This is a genomic window from uncultured Peptoniphilus sp. (assembly GCF_946998875.1).
Classification (GTDB): domain Bacteria; phylum Bacillota; class Clostridia; order Tissierellales; family Peptoniphilaceae; genus Peptoniphilus_A.
In genome coordinates this window covers 1-20,410 of record NZ_CAMQAY010000022.1, presented here as the reverse complement: position 1 = coordinate 20,410, position 20,410 = coordinate 1, and the positions used below count along the sequence as shown (strand labels likewise).

The window sequence follows — 20,410 nt, the reverse complement described above, 5'->3', positions numbered from 1 at the left end:
ATGAGGACAGACCTAAAATAATTAAAAGATTTCAAAAGTTTAATTATGTCCACATTGACCAGTCTAACTTTGATGCTGATTTTTCAGAAGACGATTTCACAAGACCTAGGTCTTCAGAAGATTTAATTGAAATTGACGACAAAATCAAGAGGTCAAAGGAAGACATTGATCTCTTAGTTCAGTTTAAGGAAAAGGAAAATCCTCTTAAGGCTATGAAAGAGGGAGTAGAAGACATAAGCTTGGAAGAGCTCTCTGCTAGGGCTCTGGAATTTCCCTTTGAAAAAATCGATGACCAGATTAAGGCTTTAGTAGATGCTAAAGATAAAAACAACAGCAAGATTCAAAACATCGACTCAAAGATTGGTGAGTTGAAACCTTGGGAAGACCTTTCATCTTCGCTAGATGGCATGAATAATATGGGTTCTGTAAACATTTACACAGGTACCATTTCTTCAAATCACGCGGCTGAATTTGAAAGTGAATTTATAAAAAATGATCTCGCCTACCTCGATAGGGTCTCAAAGGACAAGAATTTTTATTACTATCTAATGATAGTGGAAAATTCTGTTGATGCTGATGTAAAATCCTTATTTTCAAGCTATGGTTTCACACCTATAAACATCAAGGCAGATGGTAAAGTCAAGGACAAGATAGAGTCCTACGAAAGAGACAAAGAGTTTCTTTATGAAAAAAATAAAAATATAGAAGAAGAATTAAAGACTTATTTAAAATATTTGGAAGATTTTAAATTTTCCTATGAATTTTATCGAAATGAAAAAATTAAGATAATGTCAGAGAGAAAATTTTTAAAGACTACTGAGCTTGACCTCATAGAAGGTTATGTTCCAAGGGACAAATTGGAAGACTTTGAAAAAGAAGTTAAAAAAGTTTGTGGCGAAAATTATTATCTAAATGCAGAAGATGCAAAAAGAGACTCTGAGAAAGTGCCAATTTTACTTAAAAATAATTCCTTTGTAAGTCCCTTTGAACTTATGACGGAAATGTATTCTATGCCTAGATACAACGAAATTGACCCGACGCCGTTCTTTGCGCCTTTTTATTTTATATTTGCAGGCATAATGGTTGGCGACTTTGGTTATGGTCTTTTAGTATTTTTGGGCACACTTTTTGCCCTTAAAAAATTTAAATTGACGGAAAAGAAGAGAAGATTTATAAAATTCTTTAATTATCTTTCTATTTCCACAATAATATTTGGTCTTGTATTTGGTTCCTTCTTTGGAGGAATAATAAAATTCCCAGCACTTATAGACCCAGCAGATGATTCAACACTATTAGTAATTCTCTCACTAATACTTGGTGGCATTCACATATTCTTTGCCCTTGGTATCAAGGCTTATATGAATATTCGAGATGGCAAAGTGAAGGATGCACTTTTTGATGTTGGATTTTGGTACATGGCAGTATTGGGAGCAATTGGATTTATTTTAAGTAAATTCCTTCCACAAGTTGCAGCCTTTGGCAAAGTATTTTTAGTAGTTATGGTACTTGGAATGATAGGCATTGTGGCAACTGGTGGTAGAGAAGAAAAATCCACTGGTGCAAAAATAGGTTGGGGAATTTATTCCCTATATGGAATTTCATCTTATCTTGGTGATTTCGTATCTTACCTAAGACTTATGGCGCTAGTTTTATCAGGTTCCTTCTTGGGACTTGCCATAAATATGATTGCAGGAATGCTTTTTGAGTCAAATATACTTGGAAAATTATTTGCAATAGTAATTTTTGTGGTATTCCAATTATTTAATGCCTTTCTTTCTTATTTGTCAGCTTATGTTCATACAGCAAGGCTTACTTATGTAGAAATGTTTAATAAATTTTATGAAGGTGGAGGCATACCTTTCAAAAAAATGATAGAAAATTCAGATTACTTTAATATAGACTAGGAGGATTAATATGTTAAATGGATTAATGGGAGAATATGGTGGATTGATTTTAGGATCTATTGGGATCTTCTTTGCAGTTGCACTTTCAGGTGCAGGCTCAGCTAAGGGAGTAGGTATGGCAGGTGAAGCTGCTGCAGGAGTAGTAATTGATGAGCCAGAAAAATTTGGTAAGTCTCTTGTACTTCAACTACTTCCAGGTACACAAGGTCTTTACGGATTCGTAATTGGACTATTTATTTTATTTAGACTTTCACCAGATGTTCCAGTGAACACAGGATTTATGTACATGGCAAGTGGTGCCGTAATTGGTCTTGCTGGACTTGTATCTGCAGTTGCACAAGGAAAAGTTTCCGTTGCTGGTATTAATATTTTGGCAAAAAATGAAGAACAACAAGCAAAGGGTATTATCTTTGCAGTAATGGTTGAACTTTATGCAATTCTTGCCTTTGCAATTTCATTCTTTATACTATTTAGAGCCTAGGTGATACTATGGCAGGACTTGAAAATATTTTAAATAAAATTATTGAGGATGCAAAGACTAAGGCTGATGAGATTATAAAAAATGCAGAAGAAAAACAACATATTGTTGTAGAAAAAAGAGAAGATGATGCAAAATTTTTAGCTGACAAAATTAATGAAATCTCTATAAAAGAAAGAGAAGACCTTTTAAAAAGGGCAAAGTCCAGCGCTGAATTAAAGGCAAGAGATGACATCTTAGCTGAAAAGCACAAGGTAATCGATAAGGTTCTTGAAAAGGTAATAAGAGAGCTTGAAAATTTGTCAGAAGAAGATTTTGTAAAATTCGTAAAAAATAATGTTAAAGGTGTAGAGGACAAAAATTCCATATTAGATGTGCCAAGTAAATATAGAGAGGCAGTAAAAAAAGCTGATCTTGGCTTTAAGGTATCTGATACTGATGTAGAAAGAGGCTTTGTCCTACACAATGGAAATTTAATTTACAATGGGGATTTTATATCTCTTGTAAAATCTGAAAGAGAAGAGTTGGAAAAATTTTTGGCTGAAAAACTTTTCAGTTAAGAGGAAAAGGTGGTTAAATGGATAGAAGTAAATTTATCCAAAGTTCTACAAGACTTAGAGTCATGGAAAAGGAACTTTTAAAAAGTGAAAACTTTATAAGAGCTTCTGAAACAGATACTTTGGAAGACGCACTTAGATCTCTATCTGATACAGTTTACAACAAGTATATAAATAAAATCTCTTCTCCCACAGAGTATGAATATATTTTAAAAGAGGAACTCACAAGGTTTTATGATGAACTTTTTGATATTTCTCCTTCCAAAATTCCCCTTCGTCTCATTACCTTAAAATATTTTTACCACAACTTAAAGGTTCTTATAAAAGAAGACATTGGGAAAAAAGACTTAAAAGATCTTTACATGAACATTGGAGATTTTGACTTAAAGGAATATAGAGATGCCCTTGTAAAAGGGAATAAGAGGAATAAAAACATTGAACTTATTCAAAGAGTTGAGGAAATTTACGAAGAAAAGAAAGACCCACAACTAATTGATATTTATCTCGACAATGCTTACTTCACTGAACTTCTTGAACTTGCAGAAAAGTCTCAAGTGGACTTATTTATAAAATACGCAAAGGACTTAATTGATTTTACAAATATAAGGACACTTTTAAGGGCTAAGAAGCAAGAAAAAGATGTGGAATTTTTAAGGCAAATAATCATTGAAGGCGGCAATGTCAGAAAAGAAACTTATTTGGATTTATTAAATAGAGAAGTAAGTTCAGATACAGATGCCTTTAAAAAACTTGAAATTTACAAGTATATAAAAGAGGCACTCGATTCCTTTAAGGAAAGGGGAAATCTTTCAGACTTTGAAAGAGAGATGGACAATTATTTTATAGACTTGATCAAAGATGTAAAGTACATCACCTATGGTCCAGAAGTTATTTTTGCCAATGTCTTGGCAAAGGAAATGGAAATTAAAAATCTTAGAATTATTTTGGTTTCCAAACTAAATGGACTTGACAGTGAATTTATTAGAGAAAAGTTGCGTGATACTTATGTATAAAATTGCAGTTATTGGCGACAAGGATTCAGTTCTATCCTTCAAGGCAATAGGGATAGATGTCTTCGTAAGCTACGAAGAAAAGGATGCAAGGGCAAAGGTTGATGCTCTTGCCAAAAAAGATTATGGCGTAATTTATATTACAGAAGAACTTGCTGCTAAAATACCAAATACTATAGAGAGATATAATGATAAATTATTGCCAGCAATTATAGTGATTCCTTCAAACAAGGGAACTCTTGGTATTGGTATGAAGAATTTGAACAAAAATGTTGAAAAGGCAGTTGGAGCAAATATATTAGGTGATTAATCACCTTTTTATAAAGGAGGAGCTTTATTGAAATCAGGAAAGATAATTAAAGTATCCGGACCACTAGTTGTAGCATCTGGCATGGAAGATGCCAATGTCTATGATGTAGTAGAAGTTTCTAAGGACAAACTAATTGGTGAAGTTATTGAAATGAGAGGCGACAAGGCTTCCATTCAAGTTTACGAAGAAACTACAGGTATTGGCCCTGGAGATGAAGTTTATACAACAGGAGCACCACTTTCCGTTGAGCTTGGACCTGGAATGATCGAGCAAATGTTTGACGGTATTCAAAGACCTCTTGTTGGACTTAGAAATGAAGCCGGAGACTTTTTAAAAAGAGGAGTTATAGTAAATCCTTTAAATAGAGAAAAGAAATGGGAATTTAAAAAAGTTGCAAATGTTGGAGATTCTGTTGAGGCAGGAGATATTCTTGGCACAGTAGAGGAGACAGCAGTTGTAACTCACAAAATCATGGTTCCCAATGGTGTGAAGGGTAAGATTAAAGACATAAAGGAAGGTTCCTTTACTGTTGAAGATACTATTGCAGTTATTGAAACAGAAAAGGGCGATAAAAATCTTACAATGATACAAAAATGGCCAGTAAGAAAGGGAAGACCTTACAAGAAAAAAGTTGATCCAAAGGAACCTCTTGTTACTGGACAAAGAGTAATAGATACATTTTTCCCAATTACTAAGGGTGGTACTGCTGCCATACCAGGACCTTTTGGTTCAGGAAAGACAGTTGTACAACATCAACTTGCAAAATGGGCAGATGCACAAATAGTTGTTTATGTAGGTTGCGGAGAGCGTGGAAACGAAATGACTGATGTACTTATGGAATTTCCAGAGCTAATGGACCCTACAACTGGCGAGTCAATTATGAAGAGGACAGTTCTTATTGCCAACACTTCTAACATGCCAGTAGCAGCTCGTGAAGCATCAATTTATACAGGAATAACAATTTCAGAATACTTTAGAGATATGGGTTATTCAGTTGCTATGATGGCAGACTCCACTTCTCGTTGGGCAGAAGCCCTTCGTGAAATGTCTGGTCGTCTTGAAGAAATGCCTGGTGACGAAGGTTACCCAGCTTATCTTGGTTCAAGAATTGCAGAATTTTATGAAAGAGCTGGTCGTGTAATAGTAAATGGCTCTGAAGAAAGAGAAGGGGCACTTTCAGTTATAGGTGCAGTTTCTCCTCCAGGTGGAGATATTTCTGAACCAGTTACACAAAACACACTTAGAATCGTAAAAATATTCTGGAAACTAGATTACGATTTGTCTTATCAAAGACACTTCCCAGCTATTAACTGGATTGATTCCTATTCACTATATCAAGCAAAAATTGATAAATATTTAGATGAAAATGTAAATAGGGAATTTTCAAAACTTAGAAAGAGGGCAATGGCACTTCTACAAGAAGAAACAACACTACTTGAAGTTGTAAGACTTGTAGGTCGTGATACCTTATCTGATGAAGACCAAGTTAAACTTGATACAACTAAGTCAATTCGTGAAGACTTTTTGCAACAAAATGCCTTCCACGATGTTGATACTTTCTGTCCACTTGAAAAACAATTTAAGATGCTTGACACAATCCTTTACTTCTATGACAAATGTCAAGAAGCACTGGAAAAGGGAGCCTACTTTAGTGAAATTGAAAAACTTGATGTAAAAGAAAATATTGCCAGAATGAAGTACCTTCCTAATGATGACTTGGGAAAAATCGATGCAATAAAAGATAAAATTGACAGTGAACTTAAAGAATTAGAAGAGGTCGGTGATGTAGATGCTTAAAGAATATAAATCAGTAACAGAAGTTGTAGGACCTCTTATGACTGTCGAAGGAGTAGAAGGTGCAGCCTACGAAGAACTTGTGGACATCGAACTTCAAACCGGCGAAAAGAGGCGTGGTCGTGTAATTGAAATTGAAGGCGACAAGGCCATGGTTCAAATTTTTGAAGGTTCCAGTGGAATTAACTTAATGGACACAAGCGTAAGATTTTTAGGAAAGCCACTTGAACTTGGCGTTTCACCAGACATGATTGGTAGAGTCTTTGACGGACTTGGTGAACCAATTGACGATGGTCCAAAGATTATTCCTGAAGAAAAAATAGATATTAATGGAACTGCCATAAACCCAGTTTCAAGAGACTATCCATCAGAATTTATTCAAACAGGTGTATCTGTAATTGATGGACTTAACACCCTTGTTAGGGGACAAAAACTTCCAATATTTTCTGAAGCAGGACTTCCACACAACGAACTTGCAGCACAAATTGCAAGACAGGCAACTGTACTTTCAGGCGGAGACTTTGCCGTAGTATTTGCAGCCATGGGTATTACCTTTGAAGAAGCTCAATACTTTATTGATGACTTCACAAAGACAGGAGCAATTGATAGGGCGGTATTATTTATGAACCTTGCCAATGACCCAGCCATTGAAAGACTTGCCACACCAAAGATGGCACTTACTGCAGCAGAATATTTGGCATTTGAACTTGGAAAGCACGTACTTGTAATTTTGACAGATATGACAAATTATGCAGAAGCCCTAAGAGAAGTATCTGCAGCAAGAAAGGAAGTACCAGGTAGACGTGGTTACCCAGGCTACCTATACACAGACCTTGCAGGTATTTATGAAAGAGCAGGAAGAATTAAGGGAAGGGAAGGCTCTATAACACAAATTCCAATTTTGACAATGCCAGAAGGGGACATCACTCACCCAATCCCTGACCTTACAGGCTATATCACTGAAGGACAAATAATTCTTTCAACAGACCTTTATAAGCAAGGACTTGAACCACCAATTAACGCCATTCCATCACTTTCAAGACTAAAAGATAAGGGAATTGGTGAGGGCAAAACTCGTGAAGACCATGCTGATACAATGAACCAAATTTATGCAGCCTACACTGCAGGTAAGGAAGCAAAGGAACTTTCTGCCATCCTTGGCGAAACAGCCCTATCAGATACAGATAAGGCCTTTGCAAGATTTGCCGATTTATTTGAAAAACAATATGTATCTCAAGGCTTTGAAACAAATAGACCTATTGAAGATACTTTGAATTTAGGTTGGGAACTTTTATCTATAATACCTAAAACAGAACTAAAGAGAATTGACGACAAATTAATTGAAAAATATTTGGGCGATAAGGAGAAAGATTCTAAAGATTCTGAAAATTTAGAAAATGAGGGATTATAATGACAAGACTTAAAGTAAATCCCACAAGAATGAATTTGTCCATACTAAAAGACAAATTAGACAATGCTGCTAGAGGTCATAAGCTTTTAAAGGACAAGCAAGATGAACTTATGAGACAGTTTATCACTCTCATAAAGGAAAATAAAAAGCTTAGACTTGAAGTGGAAGAAAAACTTCAAAATTCCTTTAAAGCCTTTCTCATGGCATCAGCTGCTATGAGTCCAGAGATGCTTGAAGAAGCAATTTCACTTCCTACTATGCAGACTCTTGTTAAAATCAAAAAGAAAAATGTAATGTCTGTTGATGTGCCAGAGATGGAATTTATAACAAAAAAGACATCTGAAGACGCATCTCGCTACCCTTATGGATATGCACAGACAACATCAGACCTTGACTATGCCATAGACGATCTTACAGAAGTCATGGAAGAGCTTTTGACTCTAACACAAAAGGAAAAGGCAGCCCAACTTCTTGCCAACGAAATCGAAAAGACGAGAAGAAGAGTAAATGCCCTTGAGTACAAGACAATTCCAGACCTAGAGGAGACAATAAAATATATTCGCTCAAAGCTTGACGAAAGTGAAAGAGCAAATATAACAAGGCTAATGAAGGTTAAAGACATTATCTCCAAGGACGAAATGAAGGAAGAAAAATTAGAAAAAGTAAATGCAGAACTTGCGTAAAATGAAGCCGGAGAAAAATTCTCTGGCTTTTTTATAAATATGTATTAAAGAGAATTATGGTTATAAATAATTATAGATTAGATATGATTTTGGAGGGATGTTATGAAATTTTTACACACAATGATTAGAGTAAGGGACTTGGAAAAATCTGAAAAGTTTTATAAAGAAAATTTAGGCTTTGTTGAATCAAGGCGCAAGGATTTTCCAGAAGATGAATTTACACTACTATATTTAAAACTAGAAGACTCACCCTATGAACTTGAGCTGACATATAATTATGACGGAAGGGACTACACAATTGGCGACGGCTACGGTCATATTGCCATATCTCACAAAGACATAAAAACCTTTAGAGAAGAATTAAAAAATAAGGGCTGTGATGTGACAGAATTAAAAGCCCTTTCTGACAAATCAGATTCCTACTTCTTTGTAAAAGATCCAGATGGGTATAAAATTGAAGTAATAGGAGAAAAATAAATAAAGATAAAGTCCACATCAAAGCTGATGTGGATTTTTTATGAAATAAATTATAAGTTATTTAAAATATCATGGTGACCTATATCGATTAAAAAAATAAGTTCGTCATCTTGGTAGAACCAAATAATTCTTATGTCCATATTGATTGATGATTCCCAAGTATTGTCTAAACCTTTAATTTTTTTAGTTCTTAGAGATGGGTGAGTAGGATTTTCTATAAAAATTTTTAATTTATTTTTAAACTGATTTTTTTCTGCATTAGATAACTTTTTATAATGTTTTAAAAAATTTTTTGAATAGGTAATTTTAAAAAACATTATTTATCCAACTCTTCAAATAAAGAATCTAGAGAATCAAAAACTGGTTGCTGACCCCTTTTTATGTTTTCTTTAATTTCTTCCAAAGATTCTTTTATATTTTCAATAACATGGCTGGGATAAATTGCAACTGGAACAAGAATAATTTTTCCATTATCTTCAAGGATTTCAAACTGGTCGCCTTGGCTTAACTTCATGGAATTAATAATATCCTTGGGTATAGTTACTTGTGACTTTGCTTTTAATTCAACTAACATGAGAGCCTCCTTTGTTAGAAAATCATACTTTCTAACAAAATTATATTTCTGAAAATCTTATAAGTCAAGAAAAAAATTGCAAAAAAATTTATAAGTAAAAAAACCAGCTCGTGAAATTATTTCATAAGCTGGCATCTTTTTACATATTATTTTTTAATTTTTCATTTAATCTTTCTATGTCCCTTTTGGCAATTGTGTATTCAACAAACCAAATTACAAGATAGATTAAAAGGTAAATGCCAAGGAAGATGGCAAGGGACAAAGAAGACTTTTGAAACCAATAGAGCTTGTAGCCCACAAAAACCATGGTGGATGCAGTCAACAAGAAGTGAATGATGGTTCTTGTAAGTATTGAAAATCTTTCTTCTTCCCAAATTACAGAGGCAAATCCAAAGACCATGCCAAGAAGTCCAGAAAGACAAATGGACAAGAAGTTTGCTGCAAAGATTGACTTAGAACTTTCTATTAAGCTTGGGTTTGCAATAGAAAAATCCCCATCAGTAAAAATATAGGACATAATTAGGGAAATGACAAGCAAAACAAATTCACAAATCAAAAGACCATTTACCATTCGACTAATAATTTTTTTCATAAAATCACCTCATATACCTAGAGTAGTTTTAATTTTTTTCACATATCTTCGAGATACGAAGGTCTTGGACTTATTTTTCATAGTGACAGAAATAGTTCCAGAGTAGGACAAGTCGAAGCTATCAACTAAGTTTAGGTTGATGAGTTCAGAGTTTGAAATCCTAACAAAATTTTTCGCCTTCAACATTTCTTCAAGCTGATAAATTCTCTTTTTCACTAAATATTTTTCGTCGAGAGATTCGGCAAAGACCCTTGAATCCTCTGTGTAAATCCTGTAAATTTTTGCAGGCTTTAAAATTTTTATCTTCTCATCAAGAAAACCAATTAACAAATTTTCAGAATTTTCTAGCACAAAGGACTTCAGCCTTAAAACTTCTTCTGTAATTTTATCAGTGTAGACAAGAGCCTTGGGCACCTTATAATTTTCATCAATCTTAATTTCAAAATCCATTTCTGACCTCCTTTACCTATAATATAAACCTTGAAAAGAAAAAGTAAACAAAACTTCTCTAAGTGGTTGAAAATTTTACCTAAGTGGCAAAGGGAAAAGTGCAGGAAGTTTCCCACACTTAATCTAATAAAATTCCCCTTAAAAATCCATGAAGGAGATGGTCACCATTTTCGTCATAGACATCTGAAACTATGTCGATAAAATTTTTGCCACGCTTATTTTCCAGGTTTTCAACTAGGTTTAGGCATCTTATTTTTCTTCCAGTGTAAGCCTTTTTTATAAAATCAAACTCCATGCGATACATCAAAATATCGTAGTCGCCGCCAATTTTATTAGTAAGACTTGCAGTAAGTAGTCCCTGCAAGAGGTACTCGCCATCAGCGTTGGGACTTTCGTGGTGCTTGCCCCAGAAGTTTGCATTCTCTGCATAGTCTCTCAAATCTTTTTCAGTAAAAACTCTTTCGTATATAACTTCGTCACCCTTATTTAATCTCATAAAAACACCTCATTCATAATATACCCAATAAATAAATTAAAATTGGGTAAAATAAAAGGGAGGTGTTAAAGTGAAAAAAATTTTATTATACGGATTAGAAAAAGGAAAGACAAAAATCACAGAAAATGTGGCAAAAGAATTTGGCATTGAAATAAATAAAATCACAAAAAATAATTTAGACAAAAAAGTTGGCGAACTCTTTAACTTAGATTTGAGAGAAAATGAAATAGAAGAGTGTCAAGACCAGCTAATGGTATTTTCTGACTTCGACAGAAATATTTTGCAAGACTTTTTAATTGCCCTAAAAAAAGATGGAGTAATGGTGGACCACAAATGCGTCCTCACAGAGACAAATGAGAATTGGACTTTTGCCTTTTTAATGGGTCACATAAGAGATGAGCATAGGGTTGTCACAAAGTTTAGAGAACTCGGCGGTCTGGTAAAAATTGCCTTAGATAGATTAGAAGATGACAAGGACGACGAACTTATGGATCTAGTAGAAAGAGCCATAGAAAATAAAAATAAGGAACTCGACGAGCAAAAACTTGACTCAGCCATAAAAGATTTGAGAGAAAAATTAAATATTAAGTAAAAGAAAAAGCCTTGATGTTTTTACACCAAGGCTAATTTTTTGTCTAAAATTTTTTAATTTATAAACTTACAAATTAAAATTCTGAGATGTCATATATATCCATGTTTTCTTCGTGGAATTTTTTATTTTTTACGGCTACTCTTGCTGCTAGGGTGTCAAGAGATGTTACTATGTCGATGCCATATTCTGTTGCCATTCTTCTAATCTTGAAGCCGTCTCTTGTTGAGTCGCCACCTCTTGTTGGAGTGTTGACTACAATGTCGATTTCGCCATTTCTTATTACATCTAAGATGTTTGGTCTTGGGTCATTTATTTTTCCAATTTCTCTAGCTTCAATGCCTTCTTTTTTGAGAAGCTGGCAAGTTCCCTTAGTTGCTATAAATTTGTAGCCCAAGTCCTTCATAGTCTTTGCGATTTCTAAAAATTCATTCTTGTCATTGTCATTTACTGTTGCAAGGACAGTTGAAACTTCATTTTCTATTGCTGAACCTGATGCCAAGAAGCCTTTGAAAAGTGCTTCGTCAATATCTTTTCCTACTCCAAGAACTTCTCCAGTGGATTTCATTTCAGGTCCAAGGGAAATTTCTACTCTGTTAAGCTTTGACATAGAGAAGACTGGAACTTTTACTGCCATAAGCTTAGGCTCCTTGTAGATGTCAACGCCGTAGCCTAAATCAGATAGTTTTTCGCCAAGCATAGTCTTTGTTGCTAAATCAACTATTGGCACACCAGAAACCTTTGAGATGTATGGAACAGTTCTTGATGCACGAGGGTTTACTTCGATGATGTATAAATCATTTTTGTATTCGATGAACTGAATGTTAATCATGCCCTTTACATGAAGTGCTTTGGCAATTTTCTTTGTGTAGTCTAAAATTTTTGCCTTTATAGCATCAGAAATGTGAAGGCTTGGATAAATTGTAATTGAGTCGCCAGAGTGGACTCCTGCTCTTTCAAGGTGTTCCATAATTCCAGGAATTAAGACATCTTTGCCATCTGAAATTGCATCAACTTCGATTTCACGACCAACTAAATACTTGTCGATTAAAACTGGGTTAACTGCATCTCTTTCAAAGGCACTTTGCAAATAAGTTTTCAAACTTTCTTCGTCATAAGTTATTTGCATTCCTTGACCGCCAAGAACATAGGAAGGTCTAACAAGTAGTGGATAGCCAAGATCCTTTGCAGCTTCAAGTCCTTCTTTAACTGTGAAGACTCCATGTCCCTTTGGTCTATTAATCTTTAATTCTTCAAGCATTTCGTCAAATTTTTCTCTGTCTTCAGCCCTATCTATGTCTTCAAAGTCAGTTCCCAAGATGTTGATTTTTTGTGAGTGAAGATATTTTGCAAGCTTAATGGCAGTTTGTCCACCAAAGGCAAGGATAACTCCCATAGGTTTTTCGATTTCTATTATAGATTTAACTTCTTCTTCAGTAAGTGGCTCGAAGTAAAGTTTGTCTGATGTGTCAAAGTCTGTTGAAACAGTTTCTGGGTTGTTGTTAATAGTAATTGTTTCGATGCCAAGTTTAATAAGGGCCTTAATTGCGTGAACGCTACAGTAGTCAAATTCAATTCCTTGACCAATCCTAATAGGACCAGAGCCAATTACAATTATTTTTTTCTTGTCTGATACAATATTTTCGTCTGTCTTTTCATAAGTTGAGTAATAATATGCTCCGTTTTTTCTAAATGGAGAAGTGTCAACTCTTCTGTAGTTTGGAAGAATTTTATTTTTTTCACGGAGTTCAATTACATCATCCATATCTACGCCAAGAGCCTTGGCAATAGTCTTGTCAGAGAAACCAAGTTTTTTAAGTTTAGAAAGCTCATCAGGAGTCATTGTTTCAAGACTTAATTTTTTAAGGTTTTCTTCTTCACGAACTATGTTTTCGATTTTTTCCAAGAAGTAAAGGTCAATTCCTGTTATTTCGTGGATAAGTTCAATGGAAAGTCCACGTCTCATAATTTCTGCAACATCAAAAAGTCTTTCGTCATCTGGGAATTTAATTCTCTTCTTTAATTCTTCAGTAGTTCTTTCTTCAGAGAATTTAGATTCAAGAGAGAATTTAGAAATTTCAAGAGACCTAATTCCCTTCATGAGAGCTTCTTCAAAGGATGAGCCAATTGCCATGACTTCGCCAGTTGCCATCATCTTTGTGCCAAGTTTTCTGTTTGCAAATTTGAATTTGTCAAAAGGCCATTTAGGAATTTTAACAACTACATAATTGCAGTGTGGTTCATAATTTTCTATAGTTTCGCCAGTCGTTTCGTTTTCGATTTCAGAAAGGTTAAGTCCAAGGGCAATCTTTGTTGCAATTCTTGCAATTGGATAGCCTGTTGCCTTTGATGCAAGGGCAGAGGAACGAGAAACTCTTGGATTGATTTCTATAACTGCGTAGTCCAAAGTTTCAGGATTAAGTGCAAGCTGAACATTGCAAGCGCCAACAACATTTACATTTTCAACAATATTTAGGGCTGCATTTTTTAATTTTTGTAGCACATCTTTGTCAAGGCTTTGGCAAGGAGCAACTACAATGGAGTCGCCAGTGTGAACGCCAACTGGGTCCACATTTTCCATGTCGCAAACAATAATTTTTTCGCCAGCAGAGTCCCTAATAACTTCAAATTCAATTTCCATCCAACCGCGAATAGATTTTTCAAGAAGACATTCATTTACTGGGCTAAGGCTAAGTCCGTGAGATAAAACTTCTTCAAGTTCTTCTTCGTCATAGGCAAAGCCGCCGCCAGTTCCACCTAAAGTGTAGGCAGGTCTAATAACTAGAGGATAGCCAATTTTTTTAGCAAGAACTTTTCCTTCTTCAAGAGTAGTTGCAATTTCAGACTGGATAATTGGCTCGCCAATTTTTTTCATTGTATTTCTAAAAATATCTCTGTCTTCGCCTTTTTTTATAGCTTCAATGTCAGTGCCTATAATTTTTATTCCATATTTATCTAAAATTCCACGCCTATCTAGTTCTAGTGTCATGTTAAGGCCAGTTTGTCCACCCATGCCTGCAATAAGGGAATCAGGTCTTTCCTTTTCAATAATTTTTTCTATAAAGGAAATAGTTATTGGCTCGATATAAATTTTATCGGCAATACCCTTGTCTGTCATAATAGTAGCAGGGTTTGAGTTCACAAGAACAGTTTTTACACCATTAGCCTTTAGGGTTTCGCAAGCTTGTGTGCCTGAGTAGTCAAACTCAGCAGCTTGTCCTATAACAATGGGACCAGATCCTATTACTAGCGTCTTCTTAATCGAATTATCTCTTGGCATTTTTTTCTCCTTTTCCAAATAAAAGATCAAACATTCTTAAAAATGGGCAAAAAAAATTTAAGGTATTAAATTTGCTCAAAAAAAAATCATGCGCAAGGACATGATTTTACTCAGTCCTTGGACTGATTTTCTATTTTTTTATCTTTATTATTAAATCACTTTTGAGAAAAAATTGCAAGAGATTTTTAATAAAAAATTTTTAAAAAATTTTAATAAAATTAAAAAGAGAAAAGTGGACTTCAATTGACAGCTATTCTTCCACAAAAGTGTTAAAAATATTTAAAATTTATTGTATAATAAGAAAGATAAGGAGGAGAAGCTATGACAAAAGTTCTCCATTTAATTAGTGGCGGCGATACAGGTGGCGCAAAGACTCACATCTTTACGCTGATGAAAGGTTTAAGTGGAAAAGTTGAAACCAAAATAATTTGCTTCATCAAAGATACCTTTTATGACGAAGCAAAAGAAAGAGGTATCGACATAGAAGTCTATCCACAAGAAAAGAGATCAGACCTTTCCGTCGTTTCTAAATTAAGTGACGAAATAAATAATGGCAAGTACGACTTAGTCCACGCCCATGGAGCGCGCGCTAATTTTATTTGCATGTTTTTAAAAAAGAAAATAAAAGTCCCCATGGTCACAACTATTCATTCAGATTACATGCTTGACTTCAAGGACTCATTTTACAAAAATTTAATTTACACCACTTTAAATAAGATGTCCTTAAAAAGATTTGACCACTACATTTGCGTAAGTGACAATTTCAAAAAAATGCTAGTGGATAGAGGCTTTGACAAAAAGAAAATTCACGTCCTCTATAACGGCATAGACACTGAAGAAAAAATTGAGTACATTCCAAAGACTGCTTTCTTGGAAAAATATAAGATTAATTATAATGGTGAGCTCCTTGTGGGGATTGCTGCAAGACTAGACAAGGTAAAGGACCACGAAACTTTTATAAAGGCCTGCAAGGAAACCCTAGAAGTAAATCCAGACATTATATTTTTAATAGCAGGAGATGGCGACGAAAAGAAAAAGCTTGAAGAAATGGCTAAGTCCTTTGGTATAGAAAAGCACATTTACTTTTTGGGCTTTGTTAGGGACAAGTATTCCTTCTTTAACGCCATAGACGTAAATGTACTTACAAGTATTTCCGAGTCCTTTCCCTATGTAATTCTTGAAGCAGCTCTGCTATCTGTGCCTACAGTTTCAACAAAGACTGGCGGCATACCAGAGATAATAAAGGACGATTACACTGGATATTTATTTCCAGTGGGTAATTACAAGTCCCTATCAAGATACATCTTGGACCTCTATGACAAGAGGGACAAATTAAAGGAACTTGGCGACAACATAAAAAAAGAAGTAATAGAAAAATATTCTCATAAATCCATGGGAGAAAGACAAAAAGAAATTTACGATGAAATATTAATGGGAGGAAAAAAATGAAGATAATTGACAAAAGGGGCAGACTTTTTGGACTAATTAATATAGTCGATTTATTAGTAATAATTTTGTTACTTGCCCTTGTAGCAGTGGGAGTAAAGAGATTTGGCAATAAGGCAGCAGTAGGAGAAGCTACTACAAAAAAAGGTGTCATTACAGCAGAAATAAAAGATGTTAGAGATATAACAGCAAAAAATGTAAAAGTTGGTGACCCTCTTTATGATTACGACAAGGGAACTTTAATAGGTAAAATACTTACAGCTGATGTTGAACCCTATAAGGACGAAACAGAATACCAAGGTAAATTTTACAATGCAGAAGTCCCTGGCAAGTACAGAGTAATAGTTACTCTTGACGCAGATGTCAAGGAAACACAAGATTTTTATCAAGTTGGTACTGAACAAATAAGAATTGGTGCAGAAATGAGAATTAAAAACAAAAGTATTACATCCTTTATGACAATACTTGGCATAGAAGTAAAGAACTAGGTGATTACTATTAATTCATTAACTATAAGCTTTCTAAATAAAATCTACTCAACCTTTAGTGGCTACTACGAGAGCTCACTTACAAAAAAACTTCACGATTTTATAAGAAAACCAATAGAAAATACCTTTGCAAATTCAAAGACTAAAAAAGTCCTAACAGGCGAAAAAGTTTTATTTGCAAAATCCTTTATCTATAGAATTTATAGAGGACTTTTTAACTTAATAGAAAAATTTATGAATTTTTTGGGCAGGATTTTTGTGCCACTGATTAAGCACTCCTTTTTCCTTGGCTCAGCCTTTAAGTCCCTTGATGATTTTGACGAAATCGCAGGCATGATTTCAAACATTATGTTTTACACAGGCCTTTTCACCCTAATAATTTCCATAATTCTAAAGGCGAAGGTAATTTTGCCATGTGCCTTTATTGTACTTGGGATAATTCTCTCCCTCTTAAAGGGCAAATACATGGATATTCTTAAGGGTTCCAAGGTCCTAGAATTTTTTACATCTTTCTTTAAATTAGATGAAGGCGGTGAAAACTGGTGGTAAAATCAAAAAAAATTAATTTTATACTTTTGTCTGCTCTTTTCCTAAGTCTAATCTATTATTTCTTGGGTACAAAACTATTTTTGGCAGCCTTTGTGGGCGTAAGCGGACTTCTTTTAGTCATCTACGACATAAAAATTGGTCTTTTTGCTTCAGCCTTTTTATATCCCTTTGTGCCAGATGCCTTGGGACTAATAATGCTCCTTTCCATGGGATTTTTTGTCCTACTAAGGACCATCCTATATAAAGAAACTTTTACAGTAGGCGAGAGGACAGTTCCCGTAGCAATTTTTGCCTTTATAATAGTTTTTTCAACTATAACATCCATTGACCCATCAGGCTCAGTTCGTGACTTGGCACTAAATGCAGCAGGCATTTCCTTTTTATTTGCCATGACAAATTCCATAAAGACTAAGGGCGAACTCAATGCCTTTGTGTCAACTCTTTTGTTGTCAGCCCTTCTAGTTGCTCTACTTGGAGTTGTCCAATACTTTACGGGAGTAGAGATGAGGCCAGAGTGGCTTGACACAGAAAATAACACAGACATTGCAGTTAGAGTTTATTCAGTATTTTTCAATCCAAATATTTTGGCGGAATACCTGGTCCTAATTACACCAATAGCTGTTGGCATGACTTGGTACACAAAGTCCATGAGAAAGAAATTTCTCTTTGCAGCCTCAACGGGCATACTCCTACTTTGCATAGTCATGACACTTTCAAGAGGAGGCTGGGTAGGAATTGCCCTTGCAGCCCTTGCCTTTGTCTTATTAGTAGATAGGAGACTGCTACTTTTGGGCATACCAATAATTCTTGGAGGACTGGCAGTTCTTCCACAAAAAGTTGTGGATAGGATTACATCCATTGGATCAACTGTGGACACATCAAATTTATATAGAATAAAAATTTGGCATATCACTATGGATGTAATAAGAGATAACTTAATAGCAGGAGTTGGATTTGGTTATATGCCTTTTAAAGATACCTTTGAGAGATATATTAGAACCATGCCAATATATCACGCTCACAACACCTATCTTGAAGTGGCAGCAGAAATTGGCTTAATTGGATTTATCTTTTTCATCTTGCTTTTACTTTCAACCCTAAAATACGATTATGTAAACCTAGTAAAATCAGAGGACAAGTATTTCAAATACCTTGGAGCAGGACTCTTTGCCAGCATCATTGGCATCATGGGTCATGGACTTGTAGAGCACTTCCTATACATTCCGAGAATAATATTTACCTTCTGGATTGTTCTTGGCATAATTTTTACAGCAATAAAAGTAGAAAAAGATGAAAGAGAAAAAGAATCTACAATAGAAAATACAGAAGATTTAGAAAATAAAAATACAGTAGAAAGAAAACCAATAACAGAGTGATAAAATGAATGGTATGAAAAAAATCCTAGTATCAGGATACTTTGGCTTTGACAACTCTGGCGACGATGCCATCCTAAAGGCCATGGTAGAAGATTTTAAAAAACTAAATAGAGAAAATTTTGAAATAAAAATAACAGCACTTTCAAAAAATCCTGAGAAGACAAAAAAAGTTTACGGCATAGAAGCAGTAAATAGATTTTCATTACCAGAACTCATCTCTAGCTTAAAGGATGCAGACCTCCTTCTATCAGGCGGAGGCTCCCTTCTTCAGGACATAACTTCAACGAGGAGCATAATCTACTATCTATCAGTGATAATTTTGGCGAAGATGCTGGGGAAAAAAGTTTGCGTCTACGCCAATGGCATAGGACCCATTGACAAGAGAAAAAATAGAATTTTGACCAAGAGAGTCCTAAATAAAGTTGATTACATCACCCTTCGTGACAAACTATCCTACGACTTCGTAAGAGATTTGGGCGTGACAAATAAAAACATAGAAGTGACAGCAGACCCAGTTTTTACCCTAAAGGCAGCAGACCAAGATAGAGTTGAAGAGATACTAAGAGATGAAGGCATAAAAATAACAGAAAAAACCCTTGGATTTTGCATAAGAGATTTTAAAAAAGACGAGACAATAAAAGAAAAATTTGCAAAGACCATTGACCTCTTAATAGAAGCTGGCTACGACATCTTGCTTGTGCCCTTCCATACACCAAGGGACAATGTCTATTCAAGAGAAGTAGCAGAAAAGTGCAGCCACAAGGACAAAGTCATGCTAATAGAAAACACCTATTCAGCAGGAGATCTTATGGGCATCTTCAAAAAACTAAGGCTTTTAGCAGCAATGCGCCTTCACTCCTTAGTTTACGCAGCTAGCGTAAATCTTCCCATGGTGGGAATAATTTATGACCCAAAGGTTGAAGCCATGGTTGAAGAACTTGGCATAAAAGAAGCAGTGGAAGTAGAAAACTTCACAGCAGAAGAATTATATGAAAAAACCTTGCTGGCTCTTGATAACTTGGAAGAAAGGCGACAAGTACTAGGAGAAAATACAGAAAAAATGCGTCAAGAATCAAAGAAAAATGTAGACATAGCTATGAGGCTTTTGGGCGAAAAATAGGCTTGAGAATTAAATAAAAAATATGGAGAGTAACAGATAAGTTGCTCTCTTTTTTTGCGTGAAAACATATAAAGACAATAAAAGAAATCACTGACAAGGAAAAATATACTTAAAAAGCAAGTCACCATGGTCCTTTTAATTACAAAGTTTTTATGAAATCTTTATAAATTCTTATGCAGATAAAAATTTAAAAATAAAAAGACAAAAAGAGCTCATCAATAAAAAAATTTTTTAAAAAATTAAAAATATTAAAATAAAAAAATTAAAAAATAAAAAATCCTTGTTGAAAACAAAATATTAAATAAAATCAATACATCTAACTTTTTGTAAGATTTCTTCCAGCAAAAAATTTTTAGAAAAGCGTTTTTTAGCCAAAAATAATAAAAAAACTAAAGAAAATTATAGATGAATAGATACTGAAATGAATATGCTTGCTAAAGTATAGAATAAATATAATAGAATACCACGACAAAATCATTAAAACATTGTATAAAATAAATACAAAAATTACTGGAGGGGGTTTTAAATCTTCGACAAAGCTTGCAAACCTGCGAAAACTTAGGATTTTAAAGTGGAAAAAAATCATTTATTTTGATATAATATATCCAAATAAATAAAACAACTGGAAGTATAAACACAAAAGGATTTATCAATAACTACTATGCATTGCAAATACTTGAGATGAACATAAAAATGTTTATAAGTCCAGAATTGAGGAGATGATTTTCTGGGATATATTAAAGGAATATTAACTATAAGAGTAAGAAGTTTATAACTTAAAAAGTAATTAGTCAATAACTTAATAAAGAGTTTAATAACTTAAAAA

At 34.4% G+C, this 20,410-nt stretch carries 21 protein-coding genes; 15 read left to right on the top strand and 6 right to left on the bottom strand.

Features of this window, described 5'->3' with window-relative positions; genetic code table 11:
• From Q0U74_RS06330 to Q0U74_RS06290, 9 genes are all read left to right on the top strand, one after another.
• Window positions 1-1,904, top strand: a 1,904-nt coding sequence (locus tag Q0U74_RS06330; RefSeq protein ID WP_297393395.1) for a V-type ATP synthase subunit I, incomplete at its 5' end; no start/stop codon positions are given.
• A gap of 10 nt (window positions 1,905-1,914) precedes the next feature.
• On the top strand, window positions 1,915-2,385 hold the full coding sequence (locus Q0U74_RS06325) for a V-type ATP synthase subunit K (RefSeq protein WP_297393393.1): 471 nt from the start codon (window positions 1,915-1,917) through the stop codon (window positions 2,383-2,385).
• A gap of 8 nt (window positions 2,386-2,393) precedes the next feature.
• Complete coding sequence (locus tag Q0U74_RS06320) at window positions 2,394-2,942, top strand: V-type ATP synthase subunit E (protein ID WP_297393391.1); 549 nt, start codon at window positions 2,394-2,396, stop codon at window positions 2,940-2,942.
• A gap of 17 nt (window positions 2,943-2,959) precedes the next feature.
• Complete coding sequence (locus tag Q0U74_RS06315) at window positions 2,960-3,952, top strand: V-type ATP synthase subunit C (RefSeq protein ID WP_297393390.1); 993 nt, start codon at window positions 2,960-2,962, stop codon at window positions 3,950-3,952.
• Window positions 3,945-4,259, top strand: a complete 315-nt coding sequence (locus Q0U74_RS06310; RefSeq protein WP_019107528.1) for a V-type ATP synthase subunit F — start codon at window positions 3,945-3,947, stop codon at window positions 4,257-4,259. Before Q0U74_RS06315 ends, Q0U74_RS06310 begins: the two co-directional genes overlap by 8 nt.
• A 27-nt stretch (window positions 4,260-4,286) precedes the next feature.
• A complete protein-coding gene (locus tag Q0U74_RS06305; protein ID WP_297393388.1) occupies window positions 4,287-6,056 on the top strand; it encodes a V-type ATP synthase subunit A in 1,770 nt (589 codons plus the stop codon).
• Window positions 6,049-7,464, top strand: coding sequence for a V-type ATP synthase subunit B (locus Q0U74_RS06300; protein ID WP_156700769.1), 1,416 nt, complete (start codon window positions 6,049-6,051; stop codon window positions 7,462-7,464). The genes Q0U74_RS06305 and Q0U74_RS06300 overlap by 8 nt, the downstream gene beginning before the upstream one ends.
• Complete coding sequence (locus Q0U74_RS06295) at window positions 7,464-8,147, top strand: V-type ATP synthase subunit D (RefSeq protein ID WP_288166287.1); 684 nt, start codon at window positions 7,464-7,466, stop codon at window positions 8,145-8,147. The genes Q0U74_RS06300 and Q0U74_RS06295 overlap by 1 nt, the downstream gene beginning before the upstream one ends.
• A 102-nt stretch (window positions 8,148-8,249) precedes the next feature.
• On the top strand, window positions 8,250-8,624 hold the full coding sequence (locus Q0U74_RS06290; protein ID WP_297393387.1) for a VOC family protein: 375 nt from the start codon (window positions 8,250-8,252) through the stop codon (window positions 8,622-8,624).
• Between the two features lie 50 nt (window positions 8,625-8,674).
• Here Q0U74_RS06290 and Q0U74_RS06285 read toward each other — a convergent pair whose 3' ends face one another.
• The 5 genes from Q0U74_RS06285 to Q0U74_RS06265 all read right to left on the bottom strand — a co-directional run bounded on the left by Q0U74_RS06285 (window position 8,675) and on the right by Q0U74_RS06265 (window position 10,736).
• Complete coding sequence (locus tag Q0U74_RS06285; RefSeq protein ID WP_297393386.1) at window positions 8,675-8,941, bottom strand: type II toxin-antitoxin system mRNA interferase toxin, RelE/StbE family; 267 nt, start codon at window positions 8,939-8,941, stop codon at window positions 8,675-8,677.
• Window positions 8,941-9,198 (bottom strand): AbrB/MazE/SpoVT family DNA-binding domain-containing protein, encoded by a 258-nt coding sequence (locus Q0U74_RS06280; RefSeq protein WP_297393385.1) that lies wholly within the window; start codon window positions 9,196-9,198, stop codon window positions 8,941-8,943. Before Q0U74_RS06280 ends, Q0U74_RS06285 begins: the two co-directional genes overlap by 1 nt.
• A 139-nt stretch (window positions 9,199-9,337) precedes the next feature.
• Entirely contained in the window at window positions 9,338-9,790 is a 453-nt protein-coding gene (locus Q0U74_RS06275; protein WP_297393384.1) for a DUF3021 domain-containing protein, read from the bottom strand.
• A gap of 9 nt (window positions 9,791-9,799) precedes the next feature.
• Window positions 9,800-10,240: a LytTR family DNA-binding domain-containing protein gene (locus tag Q0U74_RS06270; protein WP_297393383.1), complete on the bottom strand. Its 441-nt coding sequence runs from the start codon at window positions 10,238-10,240 to the stop codon at window positions 9,800-9,802.
• 118 nt (window positions 10,241-10,358) lie between these two features.
• On the bottom strand, window positions 10,359-10,736 hold the full coding sequence (locus Q0U74_RS06265) for a hypothetical protein (protein ID WP_297393382.1): 378 nt from the start codon (window positions 10,734-10,736) through the stop codon (window positions 10,359-10,361).
• A 70-nt stretch (window positions 10,737-10,806) separates the two neighbouring features.
• Between Q0U74_RS06265 and Q0U74_RS06260 the strand changes: the two genes are divergently transcribed.
• Window positions 10,807-11,328 carry a DUF3783 domain-containing protein gene (locus Q0U74_RS06260; protein WP_297393381.1) on the top strand — a complete coding sequence of 174 codons (522 nt, stop codon included), beginning with the start codon at window positions 10,807-10,809 and terminating at the stop codon, window positions 11,326-11,328.
• A gap of 73 nt (window positions 11,329-11,401) precedes the next feature.
• On the opposite strand, the gene carB is transcribed toward Q0U74_RS06260, so the two are convergent.
• Entirely contained in the window at window positions 11,402-14,605 is a 3,204-nt protein-coding gene (gene carB, locus Q0U74_RS06255; RefSeq protein ID WP_297393380.1) for a carbamoyl-phosphate synthase large subunit, read from the bottom strand.
• A 321-nt stretch (window positions 14,606-14,926) separates the two neighbouring features.
• Here carB and Q0U74_RS06250 point away from each other — a divergent pair, with 321 nt between their 5' ends.
• The 5 genes from Q0U74_RS06250 to csaB are packed head-to-tail and all read left to right on the top strand — an operon-like array spanning window position 14,927 to window position 19,584.
• Window positions 14,927-16,054, top strand: a complete 1,128-nt coding sequence (locus Q0U74_RS06250) for a glycosyltransferase family 4 protein (RefSeq protein WP_297393379.1) — start codon at window positions 14,927-14,929, stop codon at window positions 16,052-16,054.
• On the top strand, window positions 16,051-16,539 hold the full coding sequence (locus tag Q0U74_RS06245; protein WP_297393377.1) for a DUF4330 domain-containing protein: 489 nt from the start codon (window positions 16,051-16,053) through the stop codon (window positions 16,537-16,539). The genes Q0U74_RS06250 and Q0U74_RS06245 overlap by 4 nt, the downstream gene beginning before the upstream one ends.
• Entirely contained in the window at window positions 16,540-17,088 is a 549-nt protein-coding gene (locus Q0U74_RS06240) for a hypothetical protein (protein ID WP_297393375.1), read from the top strand.
• A complete protein-coding gene (locus tag Q0U74_RS06235; protein ID WP_297393374.1) occupies window positions 17,082-18,464 on the top strand; it encodes an O-antigen ligase in 1,383 nt (460 codons plus the stop codon). The genes Q0U74_RS06240 and Q0U74_RS06235 overlap by 7 nt, the downstream gene beginning before the upstream one ends.
• Window positions 18,465-18,468: 4 nt before the next feature.
• Window positions 18,469-19,584, top strand: coding sequence for a polysaccharide pyruvyl transferase CsaB (csaB, locus tag Q0U74_RS06230; protein ID WP_297393372.1), 1,116 nt, complete (start codon window positions 18,469-18,471; stop codon window positions 19,582-19,584).
• Window positions 19,585-20,410 lie beyond the last annotated feature (826 nt).